The organism is Amycolatopsis sp. MJM2582 (genome assembly GCF_000754115.1).
Classification (GTDB): domain Bacteria; phylum Actinomycetota; class Actinomycetes; order Mycobacteriales; family Pseudonocardiaceae; genus Amycolatopsis; species Amycolatopsis japonica.
Window position 1 is genome coordinate 1,680,606 of record NZ_JPLW01000001.1, and the last position, 17,884, is coordinate 1,698,489.

Here is a 17,884-nt window from a genome sequence, read left to right on the forward strand (position 1 = left end):
TCCGTCTTTACCCATGTCGGACGGACTACGGACAAACGGGGGTAAGGGTCGTGAAGAAGTTCCTGGTGGGGGTGACCGCACTGGCCACCGCGCTGGTGCTGACCGCGTGTTCGGGCAACGCCGGCGGCAGCGCGCCCGGTGGCGGAGCCGTCGCGCAGGGCGACCCGGCGGGCGGGCCCACGACCACGTCGGCGCCGTCTTCGACCCCGGCCACGTCGTCCCAGACGCCGACGCCGAGCAGCAGCAGCAGCAGCAGTTCCGCGCCGAAGCCGACGTCTTCGAAGCCCAAGCCGAAGCCCACGCCGAAACCGGCGCCTAAGCCCGCCGCGAACGCCGCCGACGTGCCCTGCAAGGCAGCGCTGGCCTCACCGGGTGTGAGCGCTTGCGTGGATCTCTCGGCGCTCAAGACGTGGCTGCTGCAGGACGGCAAGGTCATCTACGGGCCGGTCAAGCAACTGCCCGGCAAGAAGGGCCACGCCACGCCTACCGGGGTGTTCCACGTTTCGGCCAAGGTCAAGAACTACCACTCGAAGGCCTTCGACGCGCCGATGCCGAACTCGGTGTTCTTCCTGCCGGGTATCGCGTTCCACACCGGCAGCCTCTCGGTGTACTCGCACGGCTGCATCCACCTGTCGGCGGCGGCTTCGCAGAAGTACTTCACGACCTTGCAGAACGGCGATGTGGTGCAGGTCGTGGCCTGAGCCGCTTCGGTACCGGTGGTCGTGAGTGGCGGGTTTGGTTACTGAAAGTTAGTCACCTGTGGCGCGATGGAGTTGGCGGCGAAGGCATGCTCGCCACAGGGCGTTGGCACGCCCTTGACTGTCCATAAGGGACATTTTTGAGGGACTGACGTCCGATTTGTCGACTTTGCGCGGGGGTCGTGAGTGATTTGGGTGGTTCTAACGCTCATTCTCACTCACGACTCCGCGTAAAAGTGGATATATAGGCATCAAACGGACAGCTGATCGACCCGAGATGTCCCTTGTGGACACTCAGGGCCGCCTTTGTCCGCTGGGCAGGAAAACCCGGAACGACCCACGCGACCCAGGCCTCACCGCAGCCTTGGGTAGGTGACCGAACGCGATCCGTGGCGATCATTGCGGTTCGGTTGCTTTGAGATAAATGAAAGCTCCCGGTGGCAATGACTTCCCCGCTCCCGGCGACGTGCCCAGGACACGCCGGAAATGGGGAAGTGCCGATGATCTGGAGCCGCCTACTCGTCGCACTGTCGGTTTCCATCCTGCTTCTCCCGGGATGGGTGGGCGCTCCGGAAGCGACCGGGGCGCCCACTCTGCCGTCCGGCTTCGTCCTGCGCGACCAGCCGAGCGGTCAGGCCGCCTTCGACCTGACCGATTTCGCTTATCTGCCGGACGGTTCCGTGCTCAGCATCGGCAAGAGCGGCAAGGTCGCCTGGGTGCCGGTCACCGGTCCGGCCAGGACGATCGCGAACCTTCCCGTCCATGACGACGGCGATCTCGGGCTCGTCGGGCTCGCCATCGCACCGGATTACGCCACGTCACACCGGATCTACCTCGCGTGGTCGTTCGACACGGGCGGCGGCGCGTTCACCATGCGGGTGGCGCGCTGGACGGTGACCGGCACGGACATCCCCACCGGGCTCGCGAACGAACGCGTGCTCGTCGACCTTCCCGGGTTCTACGACGTCCACGGCATCACAGGTCTCGTCACGGCGCCCGACGGCACGTTGTGGATCTCCATCGGCGACGCCGCCGACTTCACCAGGATGGATCCGGGCGCGTTGCGCTCGCTCGACCTCGATCAGCTCTACGGCAAGATCCTGCACGTCACCTCGGACGGCGCCGGCGTTCCCGGCAATCCGTACTACTCCGCCGCGGCCCCGGATGCCAATCGTTCCAAGGTCTTCTCCAGTGGCTACCGCAGTCCCTTCCGGTTCTCCCTCGACCCGCGGCTCGGTCTGCCGGTCGTGGGCGACGTCGGCTGGAACACCTGGGAAGAGGTGGACGTCGTGCGGCCGGGGGAGAACCACGCCTGGCCCTGTTGGGAAGGAAACGCTCCCACGCCAGGGTATTCCGGGCTGGCGGGCTGCGCCGGGGTGGTCAACACACCGCCGATCGCCGCGTACCACCACGGTTCCGGCGTCGACGAAGGCAACAGCGTCACCGCCGGGATCGTCTACAGTGGATCGTCCTATCCGGACGAATACAAAGGCGCCTTCTTCTTCGGCGATTACGTCACGCAGAAGATCTGGACGATGACGTACGACAGCCAAGGCAGGCTCGTGCGCGCGCCGGAGCGGCCGCCGGAGTTCGTCGGCATCGGCGGGCCGGTGAAGTTCGCGGCCGCGGCCAACGGCGACATCGTGTACGCCGACATCCACACCGGCAATCTGCGGCGCCTCAGCTATCCGGGGACGAACGCGGAACCGGTCGCGGTCGCCACTTCCGAAACGAACCCCGAAACCCGCACGGTCACCTTCGACGGCGGCGGTTCCTACGATTTCGACGGCGATCCGCTGACCTACCACTGGGATTTCGGTGACGGCACGAGCCAGACCGGCGTCCGCGTGACCCACGCCTACGGCACCGGGCTCACGAGAGCGACAGCGCGGCTCACCGTCACGGACCGTCTCGGCGCGTCCGCCGGTACGGACGTCGTCGTGGTGCCGGGAAACCGTTCGCCGGAACCGGTGATGACGGATCCCGGCGCCCGGACGTTCGCGGTCGGGGAACCGGTCGTCGTCGAGGTGACGGCGACCGACGCGGAGGACGGCGTGCTGCCGGTCTCGTGGACCACCCTCATCCGGCACTGCCCGGAGGAGGCGACGTGTCACGCGCACCCCGGCTCGCCGGGCAGCGGACCGGCGTTCACCGTGCCCTTCACCGGACACCAGGACTCCCGCGTCGAAATCACCGCGACGGTGACCGACAGTGCGGGGGTGACGGCGAGCAGGACCTACGTCGCCATGCCGCGTGAGCACCGGCTGACGCTGACCGGCAACGTGGCGGCGGCGTTGAGCATCCCGGCCGAAGGCGGGGTCAGCACCGCGATGGTGACCGAAGGCGCCACGTTCGAGGTCGTGGCGGAGGAGATCGCCGCGGACGGCGTCTCGACGTTCTCGAACTGGTCCGACGGGCGGACTTCGCGCACGGTGACCGTCACCGTGCCGGCGAGCGACGTGACCCTGATCGCGAACTACCTCACCCCGATCGACAAGCGCTACCAGGCGGAACCCGCCCTGCGGCAGCGTCTCGGCGCACCCGTCGGGCCCGAGGTCGCCGACGGGACCGTGCGCTACCGGCCGTACGTGAACGGCAGGCTCTACTGGAGCGCCGAGACCGGCGTGAAGCAGATCGAGGGCGAGATCCTCAAGAAGTACCTCGCGCTGGGCGGGCACCGGAAGTTCGGGCCGCCCGCGACCGACGAGACCGCCACCCCCGACGGCGTCGGCCGCTACAACCACTTCCCGAACCGGCCCGGCACGATGCAGTCGTCGATCTACTGGACACCGTCGACCGGGGCGCATCCGGTGTACGGGCGGATCCGGGTCAAATGGGCGGCGCTGGGCTGGGAGGCGGGCCCGCTCGGCTACCCCACGACCGACGAGCTCCCGACCCCCGACGGGGCGGGCCGGTTCAACCACTTCAGCAAGAAGGCGTCCATCTACTACACGGTGCAGACCGACGCGCACGCGATCTGGGGCCGCATCCGGGTCCGGTGGGAGGCGCTCGGCTGGGAGACCGGCCCGCTCGGCTACCCGACGACGGACGAGTCCGCCACCCCGGACGGCGCCGGCCGCTACAACCACTTCACCAAGGCGGGCTCGATCTACTGGACGATGGCCACCGATTCGCACGCGATCTACGGCGCGATCCGGCAGCGGTGGGCCGCGCTCGGCTGGGAGCGGTCGTACCTGCGCTACCCGGCGACGGACGAGTTCGGCATCGCCATCGGGCGGCAGAGCAGCTTCCAGAGCGGCTACATCACCTGGAACCGGAGCACGGGGCAGGTGATCGACCGACGGTGGTGATCACAGTTCGATAAAGCCACTCGGAAGTGTGAAATGTCCACGTAGGCCCCTTCGATGAGACGTTCGACTGGGGAAAGGGGCCCTTGCATGCCTTCGAGATTCCGTGCGCTCTGTCACGCCCTCGTGACGTTGCTGATAGTGACCTTGCTGGTGCCGCTGACGTCCACATCCGCGTCCGCGGCGCCGGTGCTCCCGCCCGGCTTCGTCCTGCGTGACCAGCAGAGCGGGCAGGCTCCGTACGACCTGACCGACTTCGCCTACCTGCCCGACGGCTCGATGCTGACCACCGGGAAGCAGGGCAACGTCGCCTGGGTGTCCACCACCGGGCAGACCAAGAGCATCGCCACCCTGCCGGTGCGCAGCAGTGGTGACCTGGGGCTGGTCGGAATCGCGATCGCGCCCGACTTCGCCACCTCCCGCACGATCTACACGGCCCGCGCGGTCGACGTCGCCGGCGGCGGGATCGCCCTGCGCGCCTCGCGCTGGACGGTCACCGGTACCGCCGAGCCGACCGGGCTGACCGCCGAGAAGGTGCTCATCGAGGGTGCCGCCAACACCGACATCCACGGCATCACCGGCGTCGTGGCCGCCCCCGACGGCACGGTGTGGGTCTCGACCGGCGACAGCTCCCGGTTCCAGGGCGCGGCCGACCCGTTCGCGCTCAACGTGTACGACCTCGACAAGATCTTCGGCAAGATCTTCCACATCACCGCGGACGGTGCGGGCGTTCCCGACAACCCGTACTACACCGCGGCGAACCCGAACTCCTTGCGCTCCAAGGTGTTCGCGAGCGGCTTCCGCAGCCCGTTCCGGTTCAGCCTCGACGCCAGCACCGGCCTGCCGGTGGTCGGCGACGTCGGCTGGGGCACCTGGGAAGAGATCAACTTCGTCCAGAAGGGCGCGAATCTCGGCTGGCCCTGCTTCGAGGGCAACCAGCCCGCGGACGGTTTCTCCGCGATGCCGCAGTGCGCTTCGGCCGTGAACACGCCGCCGATGCTGGCGATCCGCCACGGGCAGGGCGTCGACAACGGCAACAGCATCACCGCCGGGATTGTCTACAATGGAGAGTCGTACCCCGAGGAATACCGGGGCGCGTACTTCTTCGGCGACTACGCCACCCAGAAGCTCTGGACGGCCAAGTACGACACGCAGGGCCGCGTCGTCCGCCCGCAGGAGACGCCGCCGAAGTTCACCGGCATCGGTGGCCCGGTCAAGTTCCTGGCCGCGGCCAACGGCGACATCGTCTACGCCGACATCTACAGCGGTCTGCTGCGACGGCTCAGCTACACCACCGGGAACAAGGCGCCGGTCGCGGTCGCCACTTCCGAAACGATCCCCGAAACCCGCACGGTCACCTTCGACGGCAGCGGTTCCTACGACTTCGACGGCGACCAGCTGACCTACGAGTGGGACTTCGGTGACGGCACCACCGGCGCCGGCGCGAAGGTCAGCCACGCCTACCCGGCGGGCACCGAGAAGTTCACCGCCAAGCTGACGGTGAAGGACGGCCTGCAGGCGTCCGGGAGCACGGACATCGCCGTGGCGCCCGGGAACCACTCGCCGAAGCTGACCATGACCGACCCCGGCGAGCGGCTGTTCGCCGTCGGCGAGGAGGTCAAGGTCGGCGCGACCGTGACCGACACCGAGGACGGCGCACTCCCGGTCACCTGGACCACCCTGGTCCGGCACTGCCCCGAGAACGCGGTCTGCCACGCGCATCCGGACCACAGCGGCACCGGACCCGAGTTCGCCATGCCGTTCACCGATCACACTGACTCCAACCTGGAGTTCACCGCGACGGCGACCGACAGCGCGGGCGTCAAGGTCTCGAAGACCTACATCGCGAAGCCTCGCGAGCACCGGCTCACGCTGACCAGCAACGTCGCCGCGGCACTGGGCATCACGCCGGAAGGCGGGGCCTCGTCGGCGATGGTGGTCGAAGGCGCGAAGGTGGAGATCCAGGCGGCCGAGGTCGCTTCGGACGGCGCGTCGACCTTCACCGGCTGGTCGAACGGCGCGACCGGGCGGCTGACCGAGATCACCATGGGCACCACGGATCTGACGCTCACGGCGAACTACATCACCCCGATCGACAAGCGCTACCGCGACGAACCCGCGCTGGCGCAACGACTCGGCGCGCCGACCGCGCCCGAGGCCGTCGACGGCACGGTCCGCTTCCGCACCTACGAGCGCGGGCGGCTGTACTGGTCGAAGGACACGGGTGTGAAGCAGATCGAGGGCGAGATCCTCAAGAAGTACCTCGCCCTGGGCGGTCACAAGGAATTCGGCCCGCCCGCGACCGACGAGATGACCACGCCGGACACCATCGGCCGCTACAACGACTTCCCGATGTGGCCCGGCAAGATGCAGTCGTCGATCTACTACACGGTGAACACGGGCGCGCATCCGGTGTTCGGCCGGATCCGCGTGAAGTGGAAGGCGCTGGGCGCGGAGGCCGGTGAACTCGGCTACCCGACCACGGACGAGAGCATCACGCCCGACCGGATCGGCCGCTACAACCACTTCAGCAAGAACGCGTCCATCTACTACACGGTGCAGACCGACGCGCACGCGATCTGGGGCCGGATCCGCGTCAGGTGGGAAGCGCTCGGCTGGGAGGCGGGACCCCTGGGGTACCCGACCATGGAAGAGGCGAAGACGCCGGACGGTATCGGCCGCTACGTCCACTTCACCAAGGCCGGCTCGATCTACTGGACGATGCAGACCGACGCGCACGGGGTCTACGGGGCCATCCGGCAGCGTTGGGAAGCGCTCGGCTGGGAGGCCGGGTACCTGAGGTATCCGACCACCGACGAGATGGCCGTCACCGGCGGACGGCAGAACAACTTCCAGGGCGGTTACGTGTTCTGGAACGCCTCCAACGGTGCGGTGACCGACCGCCGCTGGTAAACGGTCACGTACATGAAGGCCCCCTTCCTTGCGCCAGGCGCAAGGAAGGGGGCCTTCATGTACTTCAGTGCAGGAGGTCCGCCGGTGACGTGCCCGCCGACGTCAGCGGCAGGCCGAGCGCGACCCGTTCGGTGAGCCAGGCGCTCGGCCGGTAGCGCTGGTCGCCGGTGCTCGCGACGAGACCACGCAAGACCCGCAGCACGAGCTCCGCGCCCGCCTCGTCACCCCAGGTCAGCGGCCCGCGCGGGTAGCCGAGGCCGAGCCGGACGGCGGTGTCGATGTCCTCCGGCGTCGCGAGCCGTTGCCCGGCGATGAAACAGGCGGTGTTGACGATCGACGCGAGGAGCCGCTGCGCGATCGGCGCGGGACCGTCGCGGACCACGGTCACCGGCAGACCGGTCGCGGCGAGCGCGCCCCAGGCGGTGCGGCCGGCCGCCGGGTCGAGCGCGGGGTGGACCGAGAGTGTCAGGCGTTTCCCGTAGCCGCCGAGGGGATCGACGCCGACGACGCGTTCCGGCGGCAGACCCGCGGCGAGTGCGGTGTCCACAGTGGACGACCCGATCGGGCTGACGATCAGGACCGTGTCGGGGTAGGCGGAGTGCACGACCTGGATACCCGCCGCCGAGAGCAGCGTGCCGAGGCGTTCGTCGTCGACCCATACCGGGGTGCCCGGGGCTTCCGGCGCGGCCGGTTCCGGCTCGACCTGTTGCTGCCCGTCGACATAGCTGTAGAAGCCTTCGCCGTTCTTGCGGCCGAAGAGCCCGGCCGCGACGCGGGGGCGCGTCAGCCACGACGGCCGCAACCGCGGTTCGCTGTGGAAGCCGCTCCAGATGCTTTCGAGCACGGCGTGCGAGACGTCGAGACCGGTGAGGTCGAGCAGTTCGAACGGGCCGAGTTTCAGGCCGAGCACGTCACGGGCGACGCGGTCCACTTCGGCCGGGCTCGCGATGCCTTCGGCGAGGATCTGCAGCGCCTCGGTACCGAGCCCGCGGCCGGCGTGGTTGACCAGGAAACCCGGTGCGTCGCGGGCGAGGACCGGTTCGTGTCCCCAGCCGCGGACGAGTTCGGTCATGGCGGGCGGCAGCCACGCGGCGGTCCGCGCGCCGGGCACGACCTCGACCAGCCGCATCAGCGGGACCGGATTGAAGAAGTGGAGCCCGAGCAACCGGCCGGGATCGGTCAGCGCGGCACCGATCTCGGTGACCGAGAGCGAACTGGTGTTGGTGGCGAACACGGTGTCCGGACCGCAGACGCGTTCCAGCTCGGCGAACAGCGCGCGTTTGATCTCCAGATCCTCGCGGACCGCTTCGACGACGAGGTCGACTCCGTCGGCGGGGGCCAGCGGGCCCTCGGCCGCGATCAGCCTGCCCTTCGCGGACGCGGCGGCCTCATCGGTGATCTTGCCCTTCGAGGCGAGCTTGCCCAGCATCGCGCCGACGTGGTCGATGGCCTCGCCGACCGCCTCGGGCCGGGCGTCGGCGAGCTCGACCTCGAGCCCCGCCGTCACGGCGAGCTGGACGATGCCCCGGCCCATCACCCCGGTTCCGATGACCCGGATCCTGCCGACCTGCTCCGCCCACTTCTCCACCGCGAGCCGCCTTTCCGTCGATGTAGTCCCGTCCTGACGCTAGCCGCCACGCCGGTATCTCGCCCGGACGGGTGATCCGTGCGCCACTCGGCGTAAGGCCACCGAGCCGGCGAGGTCTCCTCCGCGAAAACCGAGTGTTCCGCGCACCACCCCCGAAGGGAAACCTCCCATGGCCACCGTCCCCGCCGCCGCAGCCGTCCGGACCACGCCGTTGCTCCTCGTCGCCGTTCTCTTCGGCGCGGTCTCCGCGTTCCTGGCGAGTCAGGCGTTGTGGTCGCTCACCGCACTGGCCGTCGTGGTCGCCGCCGCCGTCCTCGCGGGCGGGGTGTGGCTGTCCGGCCGGAAGGCCGCGGCCGAACTCTAAGATCGCCGTGTGACGGCGAAACGCTTGACGCGGGAGGAAAGCCGCGAACAGACCAGGCAGCGCCTGCTCGCGGCGGCCGCCGAGCTGTTCTCCGAACGCGGGGTCAACGGCACGTCCGTCGAGCAGATCGCCGAGCGGGCGGGTTTCACGCGCGGCGCCTTCTACGGCAACTTCGACGGCAAACACGAGCTGGTCGTCGAACTGCTGCGCCGCCGCACCCAGCGCGAGGCCGAGGAGGTCGCCGCGTTGCGTGACGGCGTCGGCTCCTTCGCCGAGATGATGGACCGGCTGCGCGCGTGGAACGTCGAGCGCGCCGAACACCTCGCCGGCTGGCTGACGCTGCGCACCGAGCTGGCCTTGTACGCGCTGCGGAATCCCGACGCCCGCCCGCTCGTCGGCGAAGGCGAGAAGTCGACAAGGGCACTGCTGGAGACGTCGATCCGGACCGAGCTCGCCGCGCGGGGCGCGGAACCGCCCGCCGATCCGGCCTTCCTCGCGCTGATCGTGCACGCGCTCGAGGACGGTCTCCTGTTGCAGCGCTTCCTCAGCCCGGAGGGAACCGGCGACGAGGACGTCGTCGACGCCGTCCAGCTGCTGATGCGCTCGTGGACCGCGCTCAGCCGGTCATCTTGATCCCGGTGAACTCGGCCATCTGACGGACCCCGTGCGCGAAGAAGGCGTCCGACGGGTCGACGGAGCCGACGTACTGGCCGAACAGCTCGAAGTTGATCATCCCGAACAGCTGGGTCCAGGCCATGATCAGCCGGGAGGCGGTTTCGGGGCCGAGGTTGACCTTGAGGATTTCGGTGAGCGCGTCGAGCTGGTGCAGCAGCTCGACCGGCATCTCGCCGACCTCGGTCTCGACGCGGAGGTTCGCGTCGCGCAGGACAGCGACCAGCGCGAAGGCCACCCGGCCGGCGGGGGCGACGGTGTCCTGCGGGGCCTGGTAGCCGGGGATCGGCGAACCGTAGATCAGCGCGTACTCGTGCGGATGTGCCTTCGCCCAGGCGCGAACCGCGTGCCAAATCGAGTCCCAGCGTTCCAGCGGGCTCTTCTTCGGGTCGTCGGCGGCCTCCGCGGCTTCTCCGACGGCGTTGTAGGCGTCGACGATCAGGGCGGTCAGCAGCTCCTCGCGGCTGGAGAAGTACCGGTAGAGCGCGGACGACACCATGCCCAGCTCTCGCGCGACCGCGCGGAGCGAGAGGCCGAGCGCGCCGACTTCGGCGAGCTGGCGGCGGGCTTCGTCCTTGATCTCACGGGTGAGCTCGGCGCGGGCACGTTCGCGCGCGGTCTGAGTGGCGGCCATGCTCTCACTGTAGAGCATTGCACCAAAAAGAGAGCACTGCTCTTGACATGGCGCACTGCTCTAGTGTTCACTGCTCTTAACAGAGAGCACCGCTCTCGCAGGCTTCGAGGAGACGAAATGACCACCAACGCCGCCGCCACCACCGCTACTGCCGCGAGCCGTTACGTCAAACCGGCCAAGGCGACCAACGCGTTCAACGAGTTCGTGCTCAAGCTGACGAAGCTCGGCGTCAGCGTCCTGGGCAGCCGGGTGCTCTCGGTCCGGGGCCGCAAGAGCGGCGAACTGCGCTCCGTCCCGGTCAACCTGCTGAAGCTGGGCGGCGAGCGCTACCTGGTCGCTCCGCGCGGTGTCACGCAGTGGGTGCGGAACCTGCGCGTCGCCGGCGAGGGGCAGCTCAGCGTCGGACGCCGCACCGAGACGTTCACCTACACCGAACTCGCCGACCACGAGAAGCCCGAAATCCTGCGTGCGTACCTCAAGCGCTGGAAGTTCGAGGTCGGTGTCTTCTTCGACGGTGTCGACGCGAAGGCGTCGGACGAGAAGCTGCTGGAGATCGCGCCCGGCTACCCGATCTTCAAGATCGCCTGATGCCGAGAGTTCGCCGTCCAATCACGCGTGTTCGCCACTCAATCACGCGAGTTACGCCTCTGATCACGCGTGTCCGGCGATAACGACCGTGGCTAGTCGGCCCGGTCCTCACCGGAGGTCTGCCGTGTGCGGCGGGCGGTGGCTGCCACCAGCACCACCCCGACCAGGAACGCGACGAGCCCGATCAGGAACCACAGCTTCTGCCCGGTCATGAAACTGCCGGTCAGCACGCCGGCGCCCTGCAGCACCCAGACGCCGCCGACCAGCAGGAAGACCAGCCCGATCGTGAGCGTGACCCAGCGTTTCATCCACGGCTCCAAGCGTCGACGTGCCCTGTGGCGATTCTGGCACCGGGCGCCCCGCCCGGCGAACCGATCAAGCCGGCGGGGTCAGTTCCCCACCAATCCGTTGCGGTAGGCGTAGACGACGGCGTGCACCCTGTCCCGCAGCCCGAGCTTCGCCAGGATCCGGGAGACGTGGGTCTTCACCGTCTCCTCGCCGACGTGCAGATGCGCGGCGATCTCCGCGTTGCTGGAGGCGTCGGCGACGAGCAGGAGGACTTCGCGTTCGCGTGAGGTGAGCCGTTCGAGTTCGGCCGGTTCGGCGGCCGCGGGTTCGATGCTGGTGGCGAAGGTCGACACCAGCCGCCGGGTCACCGACGGGTCGATCAGCGCGTCGCCGCGCGCGGCCACCCGCATGGCCGAGACGAGTTCTTCGGGCGCGAGGCTCTTCAGCAGGAACCCGCTCGCACCGGCGCGAAGCGCGCGATACACGTACTCGTCGGAGTCATACGTCGTCAGCACGAGGACCCGGGTGTCGTTGCCGGGCGCGGACATGATGGCCTCGGTCGCGGCCAGACCGTCCAATTTGGGCATCCGGACGTCGAGGACGGCGACGTCCGGGCGCAGCGAGGCCGCCTGCGCGACGGCCTCGCGTCCGTCCGCCGCCTCGCCGACGCATTCGAAGTCCGCCTGGGTGTCGAGCACCGCGCGCATCCCGGACCGGAACATCGCGTGGTCGTCGGCCAGCAGAACCCGGATCACTGTGCCTCCAAAGGAAAACCGACTCGAACCCGCCAGTGCCGCCCGTCGTCGAGCGGTCCGCATTCGGCTTGTCCGCCGAACAACGCGACCCGCTGCCTGATCCCGGCGAGACCGCGTTTCGTCGACTCGGCCGACGCGTTCGGACGGCCGATCTCGTTGGTGATCGTGAGGAGTACTTCCGTCTGCCGGTAGGCGAGGTCGATCTCGACGATTCCGCCGGCCCCGTGCCGGAGCGCGTTCGTCAGCGCCTCCTGCGCGATGCGGTACAACGCGATGTCCACCGAACCGGGGAGTTCGCGCGGCCCGCCGTGGCTGGTCAGCCGCGCGGGCAGCCCGGCGGTGCGGAGGTTGTCGAGCAGCTCGTCGAGGTTGTCCAGCCCCGGCTGCCGCTGGACGTCGCCGTTCTCCTTGCCGTGCAACAGATCCAGCAGACGCCGCAGATCGGCCATCGCGGCCCGGCTCGACGATTCGACCGCCGAGAGCGAACGCCGGACGGCGGGTTCGCCTTCGGGCAGGCCGAGCCGCGCGGCGCCGGCGTGCACGCCGATCGCGCTGACGTGGTGGGAGATCACGTCGTGCAGATCGCGGGCGATCGTCGTGCGTTCTTCGACGACGGCACGGCGGACGGCCTCGGCTTCGTGCTGCTGCCGTTGTTCTTCCGCGCGCTGGAGATCGGCGATGTACGCGCGCCGCGCGGTCGTGTAGCGGCCGACCATCCACGGCAGCAAACCGCTCACGCCGACGTCGATGACCAGCAGGCGCCAGTCCCGGTCGCCGCGGTCGACCGGGATGAGATTGCAGGCGACGAGCCCGGCGAGCATCGTCACCAGGGCGGCCACCGCGGGTTTGGTCGCGAGCCAGGCGCCCGCGCGGTAGCCCGCGATCAGCACGCCGGCGTTGGTGGCCTGCAGGTAATGGTCGTACGGGAACAGCAGGAGCGGCGCGGCGGCCAGCAACGCGCCGTGCGCGGCGGAAACCCAGCCGGAGTACCGCGAAGGTCCGGCGAGCGCGGCGTTGGCGAGGATGCCGCCGATCAGGAGAACCCAAGCCTGCCAGCCCAGTGAGAGTGGCGGACCGGCGATGAGGAACAGCCCGGCGTCGGCGATCAGGCAGACGGCCGCGACCGCGCACGCCTGCCTCGCCAACGAACCGCTGATGTCCCGCACGGGCTCAACTCTGCCCTATTTCGCTGGACAGGGGTTCCTAAGATCGAAACCCATGGGGGCAGCGAAGACACCCGTGCTCTGGACGACCGGGGCACCGGGAACCGGGAAATCGACCACCGCCTGGGGTTTGTACACCCGCCTGACGCGAGCGGGCGGCAGCGTCGCGTATGTCGACATCGACCAGCTCGGGCTGATCGGCCCGCCGCCCGGCGGCGGGGACGCCGCGCACGCGATCAAGGCGGCCAATCTGCTGCGCGTGCTGGAAGTCCTGCGAGGCACCGCGCAGATCGTCGTGTCCGGGGTGGTGGACCCGGCGAAGCCGTACATCGAAGACCCGGGCTTCGACCTCACGCTCATCCGGCTGACATGCGATCGCGACGAGCTCCGGAGCCGCTTCCTCGGCCGTGGCTCACCCGCCGCGGCCTTGCCCGACCTCTTCGCGGTGGCGGACGTCTACGACCGCGCCGGTTTCGGCGAGGCGATGGACACGACCGGCCAGCGGCCCGAGCAGACCGTCGAAACGCTGTTCCACCGCTGCACCTTGGACACTGGAACCGTTCGCCCGCCGGACGCGGGACAGCCGCAGCCCGGACCGGTGACCGTGGTGACCGGCCCGACGGCGGTCGGCAAGTCGACCGCCGCGTTCGGCGCGCTCCGGGATCTCTGGGAGCGCGGGATACCCGTGGCCTACGTCGATCTCGCGCAACTCGGCTTCGCGCACCCCGGCCCGGATCCGGCACGGGAAGCGGCGCTCCTTTCGGCCGTCTGGAGCGGCTATCGCGACGCGGGGGCGAAGCGGCTGATCGTCGTGGCCCGGGAATTCCGCCCGGAGCATCGGCGGGTCTTCGACGCCGTCAGCGTCGTGCACCTCGACGCGGACGACGCCACGCTCACCGAGCGAGTCCGGCGCCGGGCCGAAGGCGAGTCCGCCTTGCTGGCGGGCGACGAACTTCGCGGCGCGCCACCCGGTGTGCGTGACCGGGTGGCCGCCCGCGCGGTCGCCGAAGCGGCCCGGATGCGTGCATCCGGCGGCGACCGTGTCGTCCTCGACACCTCAGGGCAGGAACCCGCCGAAACGGCCGCCGCGTTGTTCGCGGTGGTGGCTCAGTAGCGCCGCTGACCGTCCTGGCCCTGTCCGGGCGGCCCACCGCGCTGGTTCTGTCCTGGTTTGCCGATGGTCGTCGCCGTCGCGGTGTTCCCGGTGACCTTTGCGGTCACCATCACCGTCTCGCCGACCTTGGGTTCGCCGGTCTTCATGGTCGACGCGTCGATCGTGTAGACCTGCTTGTAGCCGTCCTTGCTGGTCAGGCTGACGGAGGTCGCGCTGACCTCGGTGACCTCCCCGGTCTGCGTCCGCTCGGTGCTGTAGCCGCCTTTGCCGTCGGAGACGACGAAGTCGCCGTGCAGCGTGTCGCGAGGCATGCCCCCGCCGGGGCCCATGAGCACCCGGCCGCCGCCAGGACCGCCCGTCATCGTGCCCCGTTCGGCGCCGTTCGCGGCGGTCCCGGCCCAGATCGCGGCACCGCCGCCGGCGGCGATCACCACCGCCGCCCCGGCCGCGATCGCGGTTTTGCGCCCCGACCAGGTCTTCTTCGGTTCGCCTTCCGGGGCGGGCGCACCCCATTCGGCGGGTTCGGTCGGTTCGGTCATCTGGACGCCTCCCTGTACTCGGTTGCGGCCATGGTCGGCGCCGTCGCTGTGCGGGAGCTGTGCCGCCGGTGGGCACGCGCTGTGACTCGCACCCGGCAGGGTGATCGTTCACAGGAAACGCACAGGCGGCACACAGAGAAGCCTCATCGGCGCCGCCCAGGATGGCACCATGACCAGTGTGAACGTCCCTTCGTCCGGTTCCGCGAAGGCCGGCCTGCGCCGTGCCGACGGCAGCCCCGTGCGGGTGCTGGTCGTCGACGACGAGGCGACCTTGTCCGAACTCGTGTCGATGGCGCTGCGCATGGAGGGTTGGGACATCCGCACCGCCGCCGACGGCACCGAGGCCGTCCGCGTCGCGCGGGAATTCCGGCCGGACGCGGTGGTGCTGGACGTCATGCTGCCGGATATGAGCGGCCTGGAGGTCCTGCGCCGCCTGCGTTCCGAGGTGCCGAACCTGCCGGTGCTGTTCCTGACCGCGAAGGACGCGGTGGAGGACCGGATCGCCGGGCTCACCGCGGGCGGCGACGACTACGTCACCAAACCGTTCAGCCTGGAGGAGGTCGCGCTGCGGTTGCGCGCGCTGCTCCGCCGCGCGGGCGGGGTCGCCGGGCCGAGCGGGTCGACGCTCGTCGTCGGCGACCTGACCCTGGACGAGGACAGTCGCGAGGTGCACCGCGGCGGCGATCTGGTGCCGTTGACCGCGACCGAGTTCGAACTGCTGCGTTATCTCATGCGCAATCCGAAGCGTGTGCTGTCCAAGGCGCAGATCCTGGACCGGGTGTGGAGCTACGACTTCGGCGGCCAGGCCAATATCGTCGAGCTCTACATCTCCTATCTCCGCAAGAAGATCGACGCCGACAGGGAACCGATGATCCACACGATGCGCGGCGCCGGGTATGTCCTCAAACCCGCGGGGTAGGCGGCCGTGGTCCCTGCGGCGGCGGCTGATCGCACAGGTCGCGGGCCTGCTCGCGCTCGTCTGCCTGGTGGTCGGCGTGGTCACCGAACTGGCGTTGCGGAGTTTCCTGATCGACCAGCTCGATGCCCGCCTCGCCGAGACCAGCGAACGCGCGAGCCGTCCGCCGCCACCTGGCCGTCCCGGCGGGGAAAGGGTTCCCGAGGGCCTTCGCGCGTATGGGCAGAGCACCGGTTCGTTGTTCGTGAACGTGTTCCCGGACGGACGCGTGCTCGCGGCGGTGCTGCGGTCCAGCTACGACGCGAAGGTCACCGATCCGTTCCCGCACGACGAGATCAGCCCCACCCAGATCGCCACCCTGATGCGGTCGGCGACGGGTGACAAACCGACCGACGTGAACCTCGGGTCGCTCGGGGAATACCGCGTCGTGGCGAAGAAGACGGCGGGCGGCGGCGTCGCGATCACCGGGCTGCCCACCAAGGACGTCACGGATACGTTGTGGAGCCTCGGTTTCATCTTCGGCGGGGTCGCCGTCGGCGGCATCCTGCTGGCGGGCGCGCTCGGCGCGGTGACCGTGCGGCGCACCATGAAACCCCTCGACCGCCTGGCCGCCACCGCGACCAGGGTCGCCGAACTCCCGCTGGATCGCGGCGAGGTCGCGTTGTCCGAGCGAGTGTCCGAAGTGGACACGGATCCGCGGACCGAGGTCGGGAAGGTCGGGTTCGCGCTCAACCGCATGCTCGGCCACATCTCGAACGCGCTTTCCGCCCGGCAGGCCAGCGAAAGCCGGGTGCGCCGGTTCGTCGCGGACGCCAGCCACGAACTGCGGACGCCGCTCGCGGCCATCCGCGGCTACGCGGAACTCACCCGGCGCTCCGGTTCCGAGGTGCCGCCGGACATCGCGTTCGCGATGGGCCGCGTGGAGTCGGAATCGACGCGGATGACGGGCCTGGTCGAGGATCTGCTGCTGCTCGCGCGGCTCGACTCCGGCCGCCCGGTGGTGCACCAGCCGGTGGACCTCTCGCGCCTGGTCGCGGACGCCGTCGCCGACGCGCACGTCGCCGGGCCGGAGCACAAATGGCTGCTGGAGGTGCCGCCGGAGCCGATCACCGTCCTCGGCGACGCGGATCAGCTGCATCAGGTGGTGATCAACCTGCTCGGCAACGCGCGCACGCACACCCCGGACGGCACCGAGGTCACCACGTCGCTGTCCATAGTGGACTCGACGGTGACACTGTCCATTGTCGACGGTGGGCCGGGGATTCCGCCGCAGATCCTCCCGGAGGTCTTCGAACGTTTCGCCCGCGGCGACGACTCACGATCGCGGGCGGCGGGCAGCACCGGGCTCGGGCTGGCCATCGTCGCGGCCGTCGTCGCCGCGCACGGCGGGCAGGTCGGCGTCGCCAGCCGTCCGGGGCGCACGGAGTTCCGGGTGGTGCTCAGGGCCGCCACTCACTGTTAGCGCCGCAGAGGATGACGCAGGGCAGATCGCCTTCGGTGCGTCCGGCCAGCCACGCGGCGAACGGCACCGCGGCGGCCGGTTCGACGGCGAGGCGGAACTCCTCCCAGAGCCGGTCCCGCGCGGCGAGCAGTTCCTCGTCGCTGACCAGCACGGACGTCACCCGGTCCCGGAGCACGGCGAACGGGACGTCCCCGACCCTGGTCGCGCCCAGCGCGGACGCGGCCACCGAGTCGATCTCCACGTCCACCGGCTCGCCCGCCTCCAGCGCGGCGCCCAGCGCGCGGCACCGCTCCGGCTCGACGGCGAACGTCGGCAACCCGGCCAGCGACGTCCCCGCGACCAGCCCGCCACCGCCGACCGCGACCAGGAACGCGTCGACGTCCGGCGCGTCCTGGACCACTTCAGCCGCGACGGTGCCCTGACCGGCGACGACGGCAGGATCGTCGTACGCGTGCAGATACCGCGTACCCGGCTCAGCGGCGGCTTCGAGTGCCTTCGCGGCCGCCTCGGCGTACGTCGCTCCGTGACGGATGAGCTTCGCGCCCGTGGCCTCGATCCGGACCGTCTTCGCCTGCGGAGCCGACTCCGGCACGTACACCGTCGCAGGCAGATTCAGCAGCGAAGCCGCCGTCGCCACGCCCAGCCCGTGGTTGCCGCCGGACGCCGTCAGCACCCGTTCCGGCAACGGGCCGCTCACCAGCGCGTTCACCGCGCCCCGCAGTTTGAACGATCCGCTCCGCTGCAGATGCTCCAGTTTGAGGACCAGCGGCCGCCCGTCGACCTCGGCGCGCAACACCGGCGTGCGCCGCACGAACGGATGAACGGCTTCGGCGGCCTTGAGGACATCTTCCCAGGTCGGAGTACTCATACCCCCCACTGTCC

Annotated in this window: 16 protein-coding genes; 9 read left to right on the top strand and 7 right to left on the bottom strand. The window is 69.7% G+C overall.

The features are described from left to right. The first annotated feature begins 50 nt into the window (after positions 1-50). From ED92_RS08285 to ED92_RS08295, 3 genes are all read left to right on the top strand, one after another. Complete coding sequence (locus tag ED92_RS08285) at positions 51-701, top strand: L,D-transpeptidase (RefSeq protein WP_037334877.1); 651 nt, start codon at positions 51-53, stop codon at positions 699-701. A gap of 497 nt (positions 702-1,198) precedes the next feature. After that, entirely contained in the window at positions 1,199-4,009 is a 2,811-nt protein-coding gene (locus tag ED92_RS08290) for a PQQ-dependent sugar dehydrogenase (protein ID WP_037334880.1), read from the top strand. An 87-nt stretch (positions 4,010-4,096) separates the two neighbouring features. Then, positions 4,097-6,919: a PQQ-dependent sugar dehydrogenase gene (locus ED92_RS08295; RefSeq protein ID WP_037334883.1), complete on the top strand. Its 2,823-nt coding sequence runs from the start codon at positions 4,097-4,099 to the stop codon at positions 6,917-6,919. Positions 6,920-6,983: 64 nt separating this feature from the next. Here the strand turns inward: ED92_RS08295 and ED92_RS08300 are convergent, their stop codons facing one another. Then, complete coding sequence (locus ED92_RS08300) at positions 6,984-8,507, bottom strand: 3-hydroxyacyl-CoA dehydrogenase (protein ID WP_037334888.1); 1,524 nt, start codon at positions 8,505-8,507, stop codon at positions 6,984-6,986. Positions 8,508-8,676: 169 nt separating this feature from the next. On the opposite strand from ED92_RS08300, the gene ED92_RS08305 reads away from it, so the two are divergent. Both ED92_RS08305 and ED92_RS08310 read left to right on the top strand, forming a co-directional pair. Beyond that, positions 8,677-8,871 carry a hypothetical protein gene (locus ED92_RS08305; RefSeq protein ID WP_037334891.1) on the top strand — a complete coding sequence of 65 codons (195 nt, stop codon included), beginning with the start codon at positions 8,677-8,679 and terminating at the stop codon, positions 8,869-8,871. A gap of 9 nt (positions 8,872-8,880) precedes the next feature. Further along, positions 8,881-9,504: a TetR/AcrR family transcriptional regulator gene (locus tag ED92_RS08310; protein ID WP_016337958.1), complete on the top strand. Its 624-nt coding sequence runs from the start codon at positions 8,881-8,883 to the stop codon at positions 9,502-9,504. Here the strand turns inward: ED92_RS08310 and ED92_RS08315 are convergent. After that, positions 9,488-10,177, bottom strand: a complete 690-nt coding sequence (locus tag ED92_RS08315) for a TetR/AcrR family transcriptional regulator (protein ID WP_037334894.1) — start codon at positions 10,175-10,177, stop codon at positions 9,488-9,490. The two genes, ED92_RS08310 and ED92_RS08315, sit on opposite strands and share 17 nt — an antisense overlap. A 117-nt stretch (positions 10,178-10,294) precedes the next feature. Here ED92_RS08315 and ED92_RS08320 point away from each other — a divergent pair, with 117 nt between their 5' ends. Continuing rightward, entirely contained in the window at positions 10,295-10,765 is a 471-nt protein-coding gene (locus tag ED92_RS08320; protein WP_037334897.1) for a nitroreductase/quinone reductase family protein, read from the top strand. A gap of 92 nt (positions 10,766-10,857) precedes the next feature. Here the strand turns inward: ED92_RS08320 and ED92_RS08325 are convergent, their stop codons facing one another. The 3 genes from ED92_RS08325 to ED92_RS08335 all read right to left on the bottom strand — a co-directional run bounded on the left by ED92_RS08325 (position 10,858) and on the right by ED92_RS08335 (position 12,974). Continuing rightward, positions 10,858-11,073 carry a hypothetical protein gene (locus ED92_RS08325; RefSeq protein WP_016337955.1) on the bottom strand — a complete coding sequence of 72 codons (216 nt, stop codon included), beginning with the start codon at positions 11,071-11,073 and terminating at the stop codon, positions 10,858-10,860. Between the two features lie 81 nt (positions 11,074-11,154). Then, positions 11,155-11,808: a response regulator transcription factor gene (locus ED92_RS08330; protein ID WP_037334899.1), complete on the bottom strand. Its 654-nt coding sequence runs from the start codon at positions 11,806-11,808 to the stop codon at positions 11,155-11,157. After that, the gene (locus tag ED92_RS08335) at positions 11,805-12,974 is read right to left on the bottom strand and encodes a sensor histidine kinase (protein ID WP_037334902.1); all 1,170 of its coding nucleotides are present in this window, start codon (positions 12,972-12,974) and stop codon (positions 11,805-11,807) included. The genes ED92_RS08330 and ED92_RS08335 overlap by 4 nt, the downstream gene beginning before the upstream one ends. A 52-nt stretch (positions 12,975-13,026) precedes the next feature. Here ED92_RS08335 and ED92_RS08340 point away from each other — a divergent pair, with 52 nt between their 5' ends. Beyond that, the gene (locus tag ED92_RS08340; RefSeq protein ID WP_037334905.1) at positions 13,027-14,085 is read left to right on the top strand and encodes a hypothetical protein; all 1,059 of its coding nucleotides are present in this window, start codon (positions 13,027-13,029) and stop codon (positions 14,083-14,085) included. On the opposite strand, the gene ED92_RS08345 is transcribed toward ED92_RS08340, so the two are convergent. Then, a complete protein-coding gene (locus ED92_RS08345; protein WP_037334908.1) occupies positions 14,079-14,624 on the bottom strand; it encodes a hypothetical protein in 546 nt (181 codons plus the stop codon). The two genes, ED92_RS08340 and ED92_RS08345, sit on opposite strands and share 7 nt — an antisense overlap. A 169-nt stretch (positions 14,625-14,793) precedes the next feature. Here ED92_RS08345 and ED92_RS08350 point away from each other — a divergent pair, with 169 nt between their 5' ends. Both ED92_RS08350 and ED92_RS08355 read left to right on the top strand, forming a co-directional pair. After that, positions 14,794-15,543 carry a response regulator transcription factor gene (locus tag ED92_RS08350; RefSeq protein WP_037334910.1) on the top strand — a complete coding sequence of 250 codons (750 nt, stop codon included), beginning with the start codon at positions 14,794-14,796 and terminating at the stop codon, positions 15,541-15,543. Further along, positions 15,521-17,002, top strand: a complete 1,482-nt coding sequence (locus ED92_RS08355; protein ID WP_037334913.1) for a cell wall metabolism sensor histidine kinase WalK — start codon at positions 15,521-15,523, stop codon at positions 17,000-17,002. The genes ED92_RS08350 and ED92_RS08355 overlap by 23 nt, the downstream gene beginning before the upstream one ends. On the opposite strand, the gene ED92_RS08360 is transcribed toward ED92_RS08355, so the two are convergent. Next, positions 16,980-17,870 (bottom strand): serine/threonine dehydratase, encoded by an 891-nt coding sequence (locus ED92_RS08360; protein WP_037334916.1) that lies wholly within the window; start codon positions 17,868-17,870, stop codon positions 16,980-16,982. The two genes, ED92_RS08355 and ED92_RS08360, sit on opposite strands and share 23 nt — an antisense overlap. Positions 17,871-17,884: the final 14 nt, after the last annotated feature.

Bases quoted from the DNA above. Each gene is read 5' to 3' on its own strand.
- ED92_RS08290 (WP_037334880.1), top strand. From the start codon at position 1,199: ATGATCTGGAGCCGCCTACTCGTCGCACTGTCGGTTTCCATCCTGCTT.
- ED92_RS08295 (WP_037334883.1), top strand. From the start codon at position 4,097: ATGCCTTCGAGATTCCGTGCGCTCTGTCACGCCCTCGTGACGTTGCTG.
- ED92_RS08305 (WP_037334891.1), top strand. From the start codon at position 8,677: ATGGCCACCGTCCCCGCCGCCGCAGCCGTCCGGACCACGCCGTTGCTC.
- ED92_RS08315 (WP_037334894.1), bottom strand. From the start codon at position 10,177: ATGGCCGCCACTCAGACCGCGCGCGAACGTGCCCGCGCCGAGCTCACC.
- ED92_RS08320 (WP_037334897.1), top strand. From the start codon at position 10,295: ATGACCACCAACGCCGCCGCCACCACCGCTACTGCCGCGAGCCGTTAC.
- ED92_RS08325 (WP_016337955.1), bottom strand. From the start codon at position 11,073: ATGAAACGCTGGGTCACGCTCACGATCGGGCTGGTCTTCCTGCTGGTC.
- ED92_RS08340 (WP_037334905.1), top strand. From the start codon at position 13,027: ATGGGGGCAGCGAAGACACCCGTGCTCTGGACGACCGGGGCACCGGGA.
- ED92_RS08345 (WP_037334908.1), bottom strand. From the start codon at position 14,624: ATGACCGAACCGACCGAACCCGCCGAATGGGGTGCGCCCGCCCCGGAA.
- ED92_RS08350 (WP_037334910.1), top strand. From the start codon at position 14,794: ATGACCAGTGTGAACGTCCCTTCGTCCGGTTCCGCGAAGGCCGGCCTG.
- ED92_RS08355 (WP_037334913.1), top strand. From the start codon at position 15,521: ATGTCCTCAAACCCGCGGGGTAGGCGGCCGTGGTCCCTGCGGCGGCGG.
- ED92_RS08360 (WP_037334916.1), bottom strand. From the start codon at position 17,870: ATGAGTACTCCGACCTGGGAAGATGTCCTCAAGGCCGCCGAAGCCGTT.